Annotated in this window: 12 protein-coding genes; 7 read left to right on the plus strand and 5 right to left on the minus strand. The window is 72.2% G+C overall.

All coding sequences use genetic code 11. The features are described from left to right. Window positions 1-441: 441 nt before the first annotated feature. Window positions 442-1,947, minus strand: coding sequence for an amino acid adenylation domain-containing protein (locus ABZ810_RS39095; protein ID WP_358411962.1), 1,506 nt, complete (start codon window positions 1,945-1,947; stop codon window positions 442-444). A gap of 346 nt (window positions 1,948-2,293) precedes the next feature. Here ABZ810_RS39095 and sbnA point away from each other — a divergent pair, with 346 nt between their 5' ends. The 5 genes from sbnA to ABZ810_RS39120 all read left to right on the plus strand — a co-directional run bounded on the left by sbnA (window position 2,294) and on the right by ABZ810_RS39120 (window position 6,825). Beyond that, complete coding sequence (sbnA, locus tag ABZ810_RS39100) at window positions 2,294-3,295, plus strand: 2,3-diaminopropionate biosynthesis protein SbnA (protein ID WP_358411963.1); 1,002 nt, start codon at window positions 2,294-2,296, stop codon at window positions 3,293-3,295. A 37-nt stretch (window positions 3,296-3,332) separates the two neighbouring features. Then, window positions 3,333-4,358, plus strand: coding sequence for a 2,3-diaminopropionate biosynthesis protein SbnB (gene sbnB / locus ABZ810_RS39105; RefSeq protein WP_358411964.1), 1,026 nt, complete (start codon window positions 3,333-3,335; stop codon window positions 4,356-4,358). A gap of 35 nt (window positions 4,359-4,393) precedes the next feature. Next, window positions 4,394-4,627, plus strand: coding sequence for a hypothetical protein (locus ABZ810_RS39110; protein ID WP_358411965.1), 234 nt, complete (start codon window positions 4,394-4,396; stop codon window positions 4,625-4,627). 83 nt (window positions 4,628-4,710) lie between these two features. Next, window positions 4,711-5,820 (plus strand): acyl-CoA dehydrogenase family protein, encoded by a 1,110-nt coding sequence (locus tag ABZ810_RS39115; RefSeq protein WP_358411966.1) that lies wholly within the window; start codon window positions 4,711-4,713, stop codon window positions 5,818-5,820. A gap of 12 nt (window positions 5,821-5,832) precedes the next feature. Continuing rightward, window positions 5,833-6,825 carry an ADP-ribosylglycohydrolase family protein gene (locus tag ABZ810_RS39120; protein ID WP_358411967.1) on the plus strand — a complete coding sequence of 331 codons (993 nt, stop codon included), beginning with the start codon at window positions 5,833-5,835 and terminating at the stop codon, window positions 6,823-6,825. Window positions 6,826-6,828: 3 nt separating this feature from the next. Here ABZ810_RS39120 and ABZ810_RS39125 read toward each other — a convergent pair whose 3' ends face one another. Both ABZ810_RS39125 and ABZ810_RS39130 read right to left on the minus strand, forming a co-directional pair. After that, a complete protein-coding gene (locus tag ABZ810_RS39125) occupies window positions 6,829-7,254 on the minus strand; it encodes a TIGR03668 family PPOX class F420-dependent oxidoreductase (RefSeq protein WP_358411968.1) in 426 nt (141 codons plus the stop codon). Window positions 7,255-7,280: 26 nt separating this feature from the next. Then, window positions 7,281-9,485: a sulfatase-like hydrolase/transferase gene (locus ABZ810_RS39130; RefSeq protein ID WP_358411969.1), complete on the minus strand. Its 2,205-nt coding sequence runs from the start codon at window positions 9,483-9,485 to the stop codon at window positions 7,281-7,283. A gap of 58 nt (window positions 9,486-9,543) precedes the next feature. Here ABZ810_RS39130 and ABZ810_RS39135 point away from each other — a divergent pair, with 58 nt between their 5' ends. Next, complete coding sequence (locus ABZ810_RS39135; protein ID WP_358411970.1) at window positions 9,544-10,494, plus strand: formylglycine-generating enzyme family protein; 951 nt, start codon at window positions 9,544-9,546, stop codon at window positions 10,492-10,494. Window positions 10,495-10,508: 14 nt separating this feature from the next. Here ABZ810_RS39135 and ABZ810_RS39140 read toward each other — a convergent pair whose 3' ends face one another. Together ABZ810_RS39140 and ABZ810_RS39145 are read right to left on the minus strand one after the other, a co-directional pair. Further along, a complete protein-coding gene (locus tag ABZ810_RS39140; RefSeq protein WP_358411971.1) occupies window positions 10,509-11,312 on the minus strand; it encodes an enoyl-CoA hydratase in 804 nt (267 codons plus the stop codon). A gap of 35 nt (window positions 11,313-11,347) precedes the next feature. Then, on the minus strand, window positions 11,348-12,007 hold the full coding sequence (locus tag ABZ810_RS39145) for a class II aldolase/adducin family protein (RefSeq protein ID WP_358411972.1): 660 nt from the start codon (window positions 12,005-12,007) through the stop codon (window positions 11,348-11,350). A 73-nt stretch (window positions 12,008-12,080) separates the two neighbouring features. On the opposite strand from ABZ810_RS39145, the gene ABZ810_RS39150 reads away from it, so the two are divergent. Then, window positions 12,081-12,995 carry a sugar kinase gene (locus ABZ810_RS39150; RefSeq protein ID WP_358411973.1) on the plus strand — a complete coding sequence of 305 codons (915 nt, stop codon included), beginning with the start codon at window positions 12,081-12,083 and terminating at the stop codon, window positions 12,993-12,995. Window positions 12,996-13,057: the final 62 nt, after the last annotated feature.

The following is a 13,057-nucleotide window of genomic DNA, read 5'->3' on the forward strand; positions in this document are numbered from 1 at the left end:
CGTCAGGGGTACGGACGAAATGTGTGTGACGAAAGAACTTCGGGCAGTACCCCGTCCCCTTTCCCCGAGTCCCTGCCGGCCTCGCCGTCACCCGTCTGCGATCCGAACGCGCCTCATCGCATGCCGAGCAGCCCCAACCTGTGCAGAGCGCCGCCGCCTTCCCGCCCCCCGGTCAGGGCGAGACCCTCGACACGCTGTACTCAGGAGTAGCGGAGCCACAGTTAACCAGCCTGTCACATGCCTCGCAATCCCCCCGGAAGGAGAACTTAGGCTCAGAAATTGCTCACCACAGTGATAAACAACGCAGCTCGGGACACACTTGATCATCCTTGCGACGCGCGGGAAGTGACAACGGTTGACGACCGAACCCGGTCAGTGCGATTACGGAGAGTTAAAGAAATCCTCACCGCCGCAGCGGCACTTCCCCGCCCCCGTCCGGGCCTAGTACTCGTGCACCACGACCGCGGCGGCGCCGACGGAGGGATGTCTCTGCAGGACGGCCTCGATCTCGCCGAGCTCCATGCGCACCCCGGCGATCTTCACCTGGCGGTCGACGCGCCCCAGGTACTGCAGGGTGGGGCGGCCCGCGCCGGACTCCGACGGTGACAGCAGCCGGACGGCGTCGCCCGTGCGGTAGAGGCGCCGCGTCGGCGACTCGTCGAACGGGTCGGCGTAGAAGGCCTCCCGGGTGCGCTCGGGGTTGCCGAGGTAGCCGCGCCCGACGCACACGCCGCCGACGAACAGCTCACCGGTCTCGCCCAGGTCACAGGCGGTCCAGGCATCGTCGTCCTCCTGCCTGAGCACGTACAGCCGGCTGTTGACGATGGGCGCGCCGATCGGCAGCCGCAGCAGGTCGAGGTCGGCGGCGGTGACCGTGTGATGGGTGACGTCGTCGGAGCACTCGGTCGGCCCGTAGGCGTTGAGCAGGCGCGCGTGCGGCATGGCCGCGAGCCAGCGGCGCGACAGCTCGGTCGGCAGCTCCTCGCCGGTCGCGATCATCCACCGCAACCCGCCCAGCGAATCCGCGGGCGCGTCTCTCAAGTCATCCAGCAGGTGGCGGACCATGGTCGGGACCAACTCGACGATCGTGATGCCCTGGTCGTCGACGGCGCGCGCGAACGCGACCGGGTCGTGCCCGACGTCGTCGCCGATCACGTCCACCCGGCCGCCGAGCAGCAGCGGGCAGAGCATCTGCCAGACCGAGATGTCGAAGCCCAGCGGGGCGGTCTGCGCGACCACGTCGGCGGCGGTCAGCTCCAGGTCGACGATCTTGGCGTAGAGGTGGTTGATCATCCCCTGGTGCTCGACCACGGCGCCCTTGGGGGTGCCGGTGGAACCCGAGGTGAAGAGCACGTAGCGGGGCTGGTCGAGGCTCGCCAGCCGCGGCTCCCCCGCCCACGGCTCGCACCCGGCCGCGCCGGCGGCGGGCACGATCTCGCATCCCGCCTCGGCGGCGCCCTCCACCAGGGCGGGGGCGGACGGGCCGGTGTCGACGGTGACCAGGACCTTCGCGCCCGCCTGGCGCAGCACGTCGCGGACGCGGGCGGCGGGCCAGGTCTCGTCGGCGGGGACGTAGAGGGCGCCGACCAGCTCGATGGCCAGGAACGCCGCGATCACGGTGGCGCAGCGCGCACCGCCGACGCCGACGACCGTGCCGGGCTCGACGCCGGCGCGTTCCAGCAGCGTGGCGAGCCGGCGGGCCTCCGCCGCCAGGCCGGAGTAGGAGAGGGAACGGGTCGCGTCGGTGACCGCGGCGGGGTCACCGGCGGCGGCGAAGCGCTCGACCCGGGTGATGACGGGGTCGGCCAGGTCGACCGGGAGATCGCTGGTCATGCGGTGCCGCGCGGCCAGCGTGCGGGCCCGCTCGGCCTCGGCCGGGGAGAGGGTCAGCACGGGCAGCTCGGCATGGCCCAGCAACCGTTCAGCGACCTGTCCGCCAGCATTCATCATTACTCTCCGTGATGTAGAAATTCTCCACCGTCATCGATTAATCACGTCCGACGCAACAGCATAAGTCCGCCCCGGTCATAGCCTCACAGAAACTCGCATCAACGAGACTACCGGTGAGTAAGTAGGGGGTTGCGAGGCCACATGCCCGAGGGTACGGTGATGCTCCGCCAGAGTTCTGACATGACCTCGCGGCGCGCTTCGGGGGGACGATGGGGGAACACCCGAAATTGCTTTTCGAGGTTTCGAGACAGGGGACGGCGCGGGATCACAAGTCCATGTCCCTCGGCATCAAAGACACATTTTCACCGGACCTGTTGATCGTGATTTGCCTGAGGGTGGCAGCGTGCCCGTAATTACCTCGCCACAGGACTTCAATGTCGAGGATCTCTATGTGGATCTCCGGCCGGTTCTCGATGTCCCGTTGTATCTCAAGTGCGAGGGATTCAATTTCGCCGGTTCGGTGAAGCTCAAGGCCGCCGCCGAGATGGTCGAGGCGGCCGAGCGGGACGGCGCGCTCAGCCCCGGGTCGGTGATCGTCGAGTCGTCCTCCGGCAACCTCGGCATCGCGCTCAGCATCATCGCCGCGAGCAAGGGCTATCGCTTCATCTGCGTCACCGACCCGCGCTGCAACCCGGCCTCGATGCGCCTCATGCGGGCGCTCGGCGCGGAGGTGCGGGTCATCTCCCGGCAGGACTCCAACGGCGGCTTCCTGGAGAGCCGCATCCGCTACGTCCGCGAGCTGTGCGAGCCGCGGCCGGCGGACGGGTCCCCGTACGTGTGGCTCAACCAGTACGCCAACAGCAACAACTGGCGCGCGCACTACCGCGGCACGGCCCCCGCCATCGACCGGCACTTCCCCGACCTGGAGGTCCTGTTCGTGGGGGCCGGCACGACCGGCACGCTGATGGGCTGCGCGCGGTGGTTCCGCGAGCACGACCGGCCGGTGACCCTCGTGGCGGTCGACGCGGTCGGCTCGGTCACGTTCGGCGGCATCCCCGAGCGCCGCATGGTGCCGGGCCTCGGCACCAGCAGCCGGCCCGAGCTGGTGGACGAGTCGTTCATCGACGACGTGGTGCACGTGCCGGAGACCGACACCATCCGCGCGGTGCACCGGCTCTCGTCGCGCGGCTTCCTGTTCGGCGGGTCGACCGGCACGGTGGTGAGCGGCGCGGAGCGCTGGCTGGCCGAGAAGTACCCGGGCGAGTCCCCGGTGGCCGTCGCCATCGCCCCCGACCTGGGCGAGCGCTATCTGGACTCGATTTACGAGGAGAGCTGGCTGCGCGAGAACTTCGGCCACATCCTCGGAGATCTCAATCTGCCCGGCGCCGATATCCTCGGCATCTGATCATCTCTCACCCCTTTCCGATGGAGTTCGACCGATCATGACGCAACCTCCCTCTTTCTCCGTGATCTCCGGCGCCCAGGTGCACGAGGCGGTCTCCGGCCGCGAAGAGCAGGTCACCCGGATGATCGAGGCGGCCTACCGGCTGCACGGCGAGGGGCAGACCGTCAACCCCGACTCCTACTTCCTGCGCTTCCCCGACCGCCCGTCGTCGCGGATCATCGCGCTGCCCGCGTCGGTCAAGGGCGACGTGGACGTGCACGGCATCAAGTGGATCTCCAGCTTCCCCGAGAACGTGCAGGCGGGGATCCCGCGGGCGTCCGCGGTCCTGATCCTCAACGACACCGCGACCGGCTACCCGTTCGCCTGCCTGGAGAGCTCGATCATCAGCGCGGCGCGCACCGCCGCCTCGGCGGCCCTGGCGGCGGTCGAGCTGAGCGAGCGCCGCGGCGTGCGGCCCCGCCGGGTCGGCTTCTTCGGCGTCGGCCTGATCGCCCGCTACATCCACACCTACCTGGCGGGCAACGGCCTCGCCTTCGACGAGCTCGGCGTCCACGACCTGTCGCGCGAGCACGCGGAGGGATTCAAGGGCTACCTCGAACGCTCGGAGAAGGGCACCGTCACGATCCACGAGTCGCCGGAGGACCTGATCCGCTCGGCCGACCTGATCGTGTTCGCCACCGTGGCGGGCGAGCCGCACGTCACCGACCCGGCGTGGTTCGGGCACAACCCGCTCGTGCTGCACGTCTCGCTGCGCGACCTCTCCGCCGAGATCATCCTGGCGTCCTACAACGTGGTCGACGACGTCGAGCACTGCATGAAGGCCAACACCTCGCCGCATCTGGCCGAGCAGAAGGCCGGCCACCGCGACTTCGTGGCGGGCACTCTCTACGACGTGCTCACCGGCGCGGCCACTCCCCCGGCCGACCGGCCGGTGGTGTTCTCCCCGTTCGGCCTGGGGGTGCTCGACCTCGCCGTGGCCCGCTACGTCTACGACCGGGTCGCCGAGGACGGCGGCCTGCAGACCGTGCCCGGCTTCTTCCACGAGCTCAAGCGCTACGGCTGAGGTGTGACGCCCGTCGTGCGGGAAACGAAACGGGCATGGATGAGAAAAGGGGCGACGTCCAGGAACTCTCGGATTTCGAGCTACAGGTCTACGAGACGGTCGCCGAGATCGACAAGGACGGCGGCGCCGCCGACATCGAGAAGCTCCAGACGCTCATCGACCGCCCGGAGGAGGACATCTGGGCGGCGCTGAGCCATCTGGTGTCGGGCAACCACCTGCACTCGACCGCCAAGGGCTTCACGCTCGGCCCGCACGACTGGGCGCCCTGACCGGCACCCCCTCTGGCCCCGGCGCGCGTCCGTACGGCACAATCAACCAAGCAAGCGTCAGGTTGGCTGAACGGAGGCCGGGGATGAAGCTCGTCGTCACCGAGGAGCAGGAGGAGCTGCGCGCCGCGCTGCGCCGGTTCTTCGCCGACAAGTCGCCGAGCGCCGAGGTCCGCCGCCTGATGCAGACTCCCGCGGGCCACGACCCGGCGATGTGGCGGCAGATGGCCGAGCAGCTCGGGCTGCAGGGCCTGGCCGTGCCCGAGGAGTACGACGGCGCCGGCTACGGCATGCGCGAGGTCGCGATCGTCCTGGAGGAGATGGGCCGCGCGCTCGTCTGCGCCCCGTACCTGTCCACCGTCCTCGCCTCCACCGCGATCCAGGCCGCCGGCGACGAGAAGGCCGCCCGCGAACTGCTCCCCGGCATCGCCGCGGGCGCCACGATCGCGACCCTGGCCTGGACGGAGGACGACCGCTGGGACCTGGACGCCGTCGCCATGGCCGCCCGCCCGGACGGGGGCGGGTGGGTCCTGGACGGCACGAAGACCTACGTGCTGGACGGCCACATCGCCGACCTGGCGCTGGTGGCCGCGCGCACCGCCACGGGGCTCTCCCTCTTCGCCGTGGCCGGCGACGCCGCCGGGCTCACCCGCACGCCGCTCCCCGTCATGGACCAGACGCGCAAGCTGGCCCGGCTGGACTTCGCCGCCGTCCCCGCGCGCCTCGTCGGCGCCGAGGGAGCGGCCGGGGCGCCCCTCGCCCGCACCCTCGACATCGCCGCGGTCGCCCTGGCCGCCGAGCAGCTCGGCGGCGCGCAGGTCTGCCTGGACATGACGGTCGAGTACGCGAAGGTGCGGCACCAGTTCGGCCGCCCGATCGGCAGCTTCCAGGCCATCAAGCACCGCTGCGCCGACATGTTCGTCCAGGTGGAGTCGGCGCGCTCGGCCGTCCTCCAGGCGGCCGCCACCGCCGACGAGAACCCCGGCGAGCTCCCGGTCGCCGCCGCCCTGGCCAAGGCGTTCTGCTCGGACGCCTACTTCCACACCGCGGGCGAGTGCATCCAGATCCACGGCGGCATCGGCTTCACCTGGGAGCACGACGCGCACCTCTACTTCAAGCGCGCCAAGTCGTCGCAGGAGCTCTTCGGCGCCCCCGCGCACCACCGCGCCCGCCTCGCTCCCCTGGTGGGCATCTGACACGATGCCCGCATGAGACGGGCGAGCGGGAGCTTCTTCGGGCTGGCGTACGGCGACGCGCTCGGCGCGCCGACCGAGTTCCTCACCATGAAGCAGATCGACAAGCGGTACGGCGCCGACGGCCCGGGCGACCTGCCCTCGCCCACCCTGGTCACCGACGACACCCAGATGGCCCTGGCGGTGGCGGACGGGCTCCTCGACGCCCTGGAGAACCCGCCGTTCACCCCCGACCTCATCACCCCGATCTGGCGGCGCCGCTTCGTCGACTGGCTGCACGACCCGGAGAACAACCGCGCCCCCGGCAACACCTGCCTGCGCGCCTGCCGCGGGCTGGACGCGGGCCTCCCGTGGGCCGAGGCGACCCAGCACGACTCCAAGGGATGCGGCGCCAACATGCGCGTCACCCCGATCGGCCTCGTCCCCGGCTTCTCCGACGAGACCCGGGGCGCCGCCGCGCAGCTCCAGGCCGCCCTCACCCACGGCCACCCCACCGGCCTGGCCGCCGCCGAGCTCACCGCGTTCGCCACCCGGTGGCTCGTCCAGGGCATGTCCCCGGCCGACCTGCCGGGCGCGCTCCGCGACCGCTGCCGCGCCGAGCGCACCACCTACCACGAACGCTGGCTCGGCGACCTGTGGCGGCACACCGCCGCCTCGCCCGCCGAGTTCATCGCCAAGGGCTGGGACGAGTGCCTCCAGGCCCTGGACCGGCTCGACGCCGCCCTCGCGCGCGGCTCCCGCGACACCGACCCGTGCGAGATCACCGGCGCGGGCTGGGTCGCCGAGGAGGCCCTCGCCACCGGCCTGCTGTGCTTCCTGCTCTTCCCCGGCGACCCGGTCGCGGCCATCCGGCGCGGCGCCGCCAGCTCCGGCGACTCCGACTCGATCGCCTGCCTGGCGGGCGCGTTCGCCGGGGCGCATCTCGGCATGGACGCCTGGCCCGCCGGCTGGGAGGAGCGCATCGAGTACCGCGACCGGCTCGCCCGCGCCGGCGCCGCCTGGGACTGAGGGTCATGCCGGGGCGGCGGACCAGCCGGTGTAGTGGTCGATGACGACGGCGACGACCGGGCCCTCGGGACGGCGTTCGCGGTACTGCGGGTAGCGGTCCGCCAGCAGGTCGAGCGGGCCGGCCATCCGCGCGGGATCGTCGACGATGTGGGCGTGGCCGTCGACCCGGACCCACCAGAGGCGGGACCAGTCGTCCTCGTAGTGGTCGGCCAGCAGGGTGACGTGCGGGTTGGCGCGGATGTTGGCCAGCCGCCTCAGGTCGCGGGTGGCCTTGGGCTTGTGGTCCACGGCCGTGTAGACGGTGCCGCGGTCGACGGTGAACGTGACCGGGACGAGGTGCGGCAGGCCGTTCTCGTCCACGGTCGCGAGCCGGACGACGGGCACCGTCATCAGGCGCCGCCGTGCGATGTCCTGCGGAAGGTCGGGCACAGCGGCAGCCTGTCACGGATCGGGGGTCAGGTGACGCGCAGGAACGGATCCGCCCAGGAGGTGTGGTCGAAGCTCGTCCCGGTGCCCGCCGCGTTGACCACCACGAGGCGCAGGAGGCGGGCGCCGGTGAGGTCGGCGTCGACCGTGACCGGGCCGCCGGCCGCGGTGAGGGTGCCGCTCTCGAAGACCTTGCGGTCGTCGGCCCAGACCTGCGCCACGGTGGCGCCCGCGGTGCTCTGGTTCGCGGAGAAGTCGTCGATGCCGACCACGGCGGTGAGGCGGGCGCCCCTGCCGCCCAGGTAGTAGACGATCTCGGAGGCGGCGTGCACGCCGAGGCCCTTCCCGTGGGTCGTGCCGCCGAAGCTGATCGGGGTCCCGTCGCCGCCGGGCTGCCTGCCGTTGCTGCGGTCGATCTCGACGGGCCCCCACCCGTTGGTGGCGCTGAGCCAGGGCAGGTCGCTCAGGTGGGCGTCGGCGGCGGGCGCGGCGGGCGGGGTGTACGAGCGCCGCCGCTCGAAGCGCAACGTCGTGGTCGTCGCCTCGGCGGCGAGCGGCCAGGTCTTCGCGGTCGTCGTGGCGGGAACGGTGACCTGCCAGGTGGCGGCGAACGACTCGCCGACGGCCAGCCGCGGCCTGGTGCGCGCCCCGGCGGGACGGGCGCGCCAGCCGCGCGGGAGCGACAACTCCAGCTTCGGCCGGTGCCAGGTGGACGCGGAGCCGTTGGTGAGCGTGAGGGTGACCTCGTACGTCTCGCCCGGCAGGGGGAGCTCGGGCGCGTCGAGGGTGAGCCCGAGGCCGCGGCGCTGGAAGCCGGGCACCCAGGCGTCCCGGATGAGCTGGACGAGGCGGGCGGTGACCGCGGGGTTGGCGGCGGCCACGTCGCGGGCCTCGCCGACGTCGGACTTCAGGTCGTACAGCTCGACCTTCCACTGGTCCTCGGACGAGGGCCGGTCGTGGCCGGGGGCGATCCGCACGGCCTTCCAGTCGCCCTGGCGGACCGCCTCGGCGACGCGGGTGACGCTGCCGCCGTCCGCGGCGTTGGCGCGCCGGGTCGAGCCGGGCTCGCGCCGGTACCAGTAGAGGTGGTCGGCCGCGGGCGCGACGGCGCCGCCGGAACGGCCGGTGAGCAGCGCGGCGGCGGAGACGCCGTCGATGTCGCCGGGGACGGGCGCCCCGGCCAGGTCGGCGAGGGTGGGCAGCAGGTCGGTCTGCTGGGTGGGCCGGGCGCTGGTGCCCGCGCCGATCCGGCCGGGCGACCAGGCGATGAGCGGCACCCGGACGCCGCCCTCGTACAGGTTGCGCTTGTAGCCGCGCAGCGGGCCGTTGGCGTCGAAGAGGTCGGGGTCGAAGCCGCCCTCCTCGTGCGGGCCGTTGTCGCTGGTGACGATCAGCACGGTGTCGCGGGCGACGCCGGCCTTGCGGAGCGTGTCGGCGAGCGTGCCGATGTAGGAGTCCAGGCGGGTGACCTGGGCGGCGTGGCCCTTGTCGGCGGCGGGCCAGGGCCGGTCGTCGTACTGCGCGGTGGACGGCGCGTCGCTGGGGGCGTGCGGCACGTTCGGGGTGAAGAAGAGCAGGAACGGCTCGTCCTTGTGCCGCTTGATGAAGTCGACCGAACGGTCCCGGAACAGGTCGGGCGCGAACGTGCCCTTCAGGTCGCCCGCGTTCTCGGGGAACTCGGCGCGGTCGCCGTTCTCCCAGAGGTAGGCGGGGTAGTAGTCGTGCGCGTGGCCGTGGGTGATGTAGCCGAAGAACTCGTCGAAGCCGCGCTCGTTCGGGTGGCTCGCCTGGCCGCCGCGCTCGGGCCCGAACCCCCACTTGCCGAAGAGGGCGGTGCGGTAGCCGCGGGCGCGCAGCAGCTCGGCGAACGTGGTGTCCTTGTCGTTCAGCGATCCCTGCGGGCCGCCTTCGGGGTTCTGCCGTACGGTCGCGTGCCCCGAGTGCAGGCCGGTCAGCAGCGAGCAGCGGGAGGGCGCGCAGACCGCCGCGCTGGAGTAGGCGTCGGTGAAGCGCAGGCCTTCGGCGGCCAGCCGGTCGAGGTGGGGCGTCTGGATGAGCTTCTGCCCGTACGCGCCGAGCTCTCCGTAGCCGAGGTCGTCGGCGAGCACGACGACGACGTTGGGGCGGCCTCCGGGGCCGTGGGAGGCGGCGGCGGGTGAGGCGGCGGCGGTGGGCAGGGCGGCGCCTCCGAGGGCGGCGGCGGACCCGGCGAGGAACTGGCGGCGGCTGGGCATGGCGTAGATCATGTACGGCGATCGCCCATAAAGTCAACTAAAGTGATAGGAATTGGGGATGACCTCCCTGAGCAGCCACGACCCCCCTTGCTGCGCCGCGAGCCGGGGCTCGGCTCCGCTCTCCCGCCCATCCCTCGTCCAGCATGGAACGCCCGGCGGTGAGGTGCGTCCCGGCGAAGGGCTCGGCGGCGAAGGGCTCGGCGGCAAGGGGCTCGTGCGGTTGCCCGGCGGGACGTTCCTCATGGGCAACGAGGACGAGGCCGCCAACCCGGGCGACGGCGAGGGGCCGGTCCGCGCCGTGACCGTGGAGCCGTTCGCGATCGAGGCGCACGCGGTGTCGAACGCGCGTTTCGCCACGTTCGTGAAGGCGACCGGCTACGTCACCGAGGCCGAGCGCCATGGGTGGTCGTTCGTCTTCGCCGGCTTCCTCACCCCCGAGCTGGTGCACGCGTCCGCGCCCGCCGGGGGCACGCCGTGGTGGCGCGGGATCGAGGGCGCGTCCTGGCGCGCGCCCGAGGGGCCTGGCAGCACGATCGGCGGCGGGCGGCAACGGCACCCGGTCGTTCACGTGACCTGGACGGACGCCGCCTCGTACGCGGAGTGGGCGGGCCGCCGCCTGCCCACCGAGGCCGAATGGGAGTACGCGGCGCGCGGCGGCCTGGACCAGGCCCGCTACCCCTGGGGCGACGAGCTCACCCCGCGCGGGCAGTGGCGGTGCAACATCTGGCAGGGCGAGTTCCCCGTCGTCAACACGGTGGACGACGGGCATCTGGGCACCGCGCCGGTCGACGCCTTCCGGCCGAACGCCTACGGCCTCTACAACACGGTCGGCAACGTATGGGAGTGGAGCGCCGACCGGTGGGACGAGGGCGGGTCCCGGGTGATGCGCGGCGGCTCCTATCTCTGCCACGACTCCTACTGCAACCGCTACCGGGTGGCGGCCCGCACCTCCAACACCCCGGACTCCTCCAGCGGCAACGTCGGCTTCCGCTGCGCCGCCGACGTGTGAGGGTGCCGGGGCGGTCAGTCCTTGAACTCGGGCGGCCGGTTGTCCTTGCGGGCCTGGACGGCCTCCTCGAAGTTGCGGGTGGTGAGGCGCACGTACAGCTGCGCCAGCCCCTCGTGGTCCATGTGCGCGTTGAGGCTGGCCGCGTCCAGGCTCGACCACAACATGCGCTTGGTGAGCTCCACGCCCGGACGGCTGAACGCGGCGATGCGCTCGGCCAGCTCGAAGCACTCCTCCAGCAGCTTGTCGCCGGGCACGGCGCGCGAGACCAGGCCGATGCGCTCGGCCTCCGGCGCGCCCACGTCCCGCCCGGACAGCATGATCTCGAACGCGCGGGACGAGCCGATCGCGCGCGGCAGCAGGTAGCTCAGCCCCAGCTCGCTCGCGGTCAGCCCGTTGTTGATCCCGGCCGCCCGGAAGTAGGCGCCCTCGGCGGCGATGCGGATGTCGGTCGCCAGGCCGAGGCACAGGCCGCCGCCGATGGCCGGCCCGTTGATCGCCCCGATGACCGGCTGGTGCATGCGCCGCATCGCCTTGATCACCTCGTCCAGCAACTCCATGGAGCGCAGCGCGATGGTCGAGACCGTCAGGCCGTCGATGCCGGGGATGCGGCCGGGCGACTCCAGGTCGGCGCCGGAGCAGAAGCCGCGCCCGGCGCCGGTGACCACGACGACCCGGGTGTCGTTGTCGGTGCTGACCTCGTCCAGCGCCTCCTTGAACGGGACCATCACGTCGAACGCCATCGCGTTCATGCGTTCGGGCCGGTTGAGGGTGATCAGCGTGACGTGCGGGCGCGGCTTCTCGATCAGCACGAACGACATGGGGGCATCGTTTCCTCTCGTTAACCTAGCAAGCGCTAGGTTACAGGCCCCTCCCGCGGCGGGAGGACCGGCGGGGCCAGCCCGCGCTCGATGACCTTGACGAGCTCCTCCTCGGTCAGGATCCGCGGCTCGCCGACCATCTTCGCCCGCACGTAGACGCCGCAGAGCCACTCCAGGAGCCGGGCGTTCTCGTAGGCGTCGTCCAGGTCCCGGCCGATCGCCACTCCCCCGTGGTTGGCCATCAGGGCCGCCCGCCTGCCGCCCTCCAGCGCCGCCCGCACGCTGGCGGCCAGCTCGGGCGTGCCGTACGTCGCGTACTCGGCGACCCGGATCACGCCGCCCAGCAGCAGCGTGTTGTAGTGGATCGGCGGGAGCTCGGTCATCGTCGTCGCCACGACCGTGCCGTAGGTGGAGTGGGTGTGCACGATCGCCGCCGCGTCCGTGCAGCCGTAGATCGCCAGGTGCATCGGGGTCTCGGACGACGGCGCCCGCTCCCCCTCCACCAGATGGCCCGCCACGTCCACGACCGGGCAGTCCTCAGCGGACATCCGGTCCAGCATCACACCCCCCGGAGTGACCGCGACCAGATCACCGTGACGTACGCTGATGTTGCCGGACGCCCCGCTCACCAGCCCGCTCGCGGCCATCCGGCGCCCGATCCCGCAAAGCTCGCGCCGCTGTTCCGCCAGCCGCATTGCGAATCCCCCTCACATTCGACGCTCTTCAGGCCGTACGCTACGGCCTTGACGATCACTAGGGAGGACCGTAATGACCGTGGTCACCCTCGGCGTGCACATCGTGGACGTCCTCGCCCGCCCGGTCGAGGCCATCCCGCCGGGACAGGACACCGTCGTGGTGGAGCAGATCCGCCTGACGGCGGCGGGTTCGGCCGCCGGCACGGCCGTGGCGCTGGCCCGCCTGGGCAACGACGTGACCTCCGTGGGCGCCATCGGCGACGACGAGCTGGGCGACCTGCTGGTGGCGGTGATGACCCGGCACGGCGTGGACGTCAGCGGCCTGGTGCGCCGCACCGCCGACCAGACCAGCGCCACCATCCTGCCGATCCGCCCGGACGGCGGCCGGCCGTCGTTCCACGTGCCCGGCGCGAACCTGACGCTCACCGCGGGCTCGGTCGAGCCCGGCCTGCTGGCCGCCGCCGACGTCGTCCACCTCGGCGGCACCGACGTCACGTTCGGCCTCAACGACCCGGCGTTCTTCGAGGCGCTGGCGGCCGCCAGGTCCGGCGGGACCGTGGTGACCATGGACCTGCTGTCGAACATGACCGACCTGGTCACCGGCGCCCGCGCGTTCCTCCCGTACGTCGACCACTTCCTGCCCAACGAGGAGCAGGCGCTCGCGATGACCGGCACCGACGACATCGTCCGGGCGGCGCGCAAGCTGCTCGCCGAGGGCCCGCGCGCGGTGATCGTCACGCTGGGCGAGCACGGCAGCCTCGTCGCCTCCGCCGACGGCATCGAACGGCTCCCGGCGCTCAAGGTGGACGTGGTCGACACGACCGGCTGCGGCGACGCGTACTGCGCCGGGTTCATCACCGGCCTCCAGCACGGCCGGGACCTGATGGAGGCGGCGCGCTGGGGCACCGCGACGGCCGCGACCGTCGCGCAGGGTCTGGGCTCGGACGCCTGCCTCACCGACCTGGACGCCGTGCTGGCCCTGCTCTGACCCGGGATCCCGGGCCGGTCCGATCCTCCGGTCCCGCCCGGTCCCGTCAGGGCCGGGCCGGG

This window comes from Spirillospora sp. NPDC047279 (assembly GCF_040643285.1).
Classification (GTDB): Bacteria; Actinomycetota; Actinomycetes; order Streptosporangiales; family Streptosporangiaceae; genus Spirillospora.

Coding starts and splice junctions, on each gene's coding strand:
- ABZ810_RS39120 (WP_358411967.1), top strand. CDS start 5,833: ATGAGACGGGCGAGCGGGAGCTTCTTCGGGCTGGCGTACGGCGACGCG.
- ABZ810_RS39135 (WP_358411970.1), top strand. CDS start 9,544: ATGACCTCCCTGAGCAGCCACGACCCCCCTTGCTGCGCCGCGAGCCGG.
- ABZ810_RS39140 (WP_358411971.1), bottom strand. CDS start 11,312: ATGTCGTTCGTGCTGATCGAGAAGCCGCGCCCGCACGTCACGCTGATC.
- ABZ810_RS39145 (WP_358411972.1), bottom strand. CDS start 12,007: ATGCGGCTGGCGGAACAGCGGCGCGAGCTTTGCGGGATCGGGCGCCGG.
- sbnB (WP_358411964.1), top strand. CDS start 3,333: ATGACGCAACCTCCCTCTTTCTCCGTGATCTCCGGCGCCCAGGTGCAC.
- ABZ810_RS39095 (WP_358411962.1), bottom strand. CDS start 1,947: ATGAATGCTGGCGGACAGGTCGCTGAACGGTTGCTGGGCCATGCCGAG.
- ABZ810_RS39110 (WP_358411965.1), top strand. CDS start 4,394: ATGGATGAGAAAAGGGGCGACGTCCAGGAACTCTCGGATTTCGAGCTA.
- ABZ810_RS39150 (WP_358411973.1), top strand. CDS start 12,081: ATGACCGTGGTCACCCTCGGCGTGCACATCGTGGACGTCCTCGCCCGC.
- ABZ810_RS39130 (WP_358411969.1), bottom strand. CDS start 9,485: ATGCCCAGCCGCCGCCAGTTCCTCGCCGGGTCCGCCGCCGCCCTCGGA.
- ABZ810_RS39115 (WP_358411966.1), top strand. CDS start 4,711: ATGAAGCTCGTCGTCACCGAGGAGCAGGAGGAGCTGCGCGCCGCGCTG.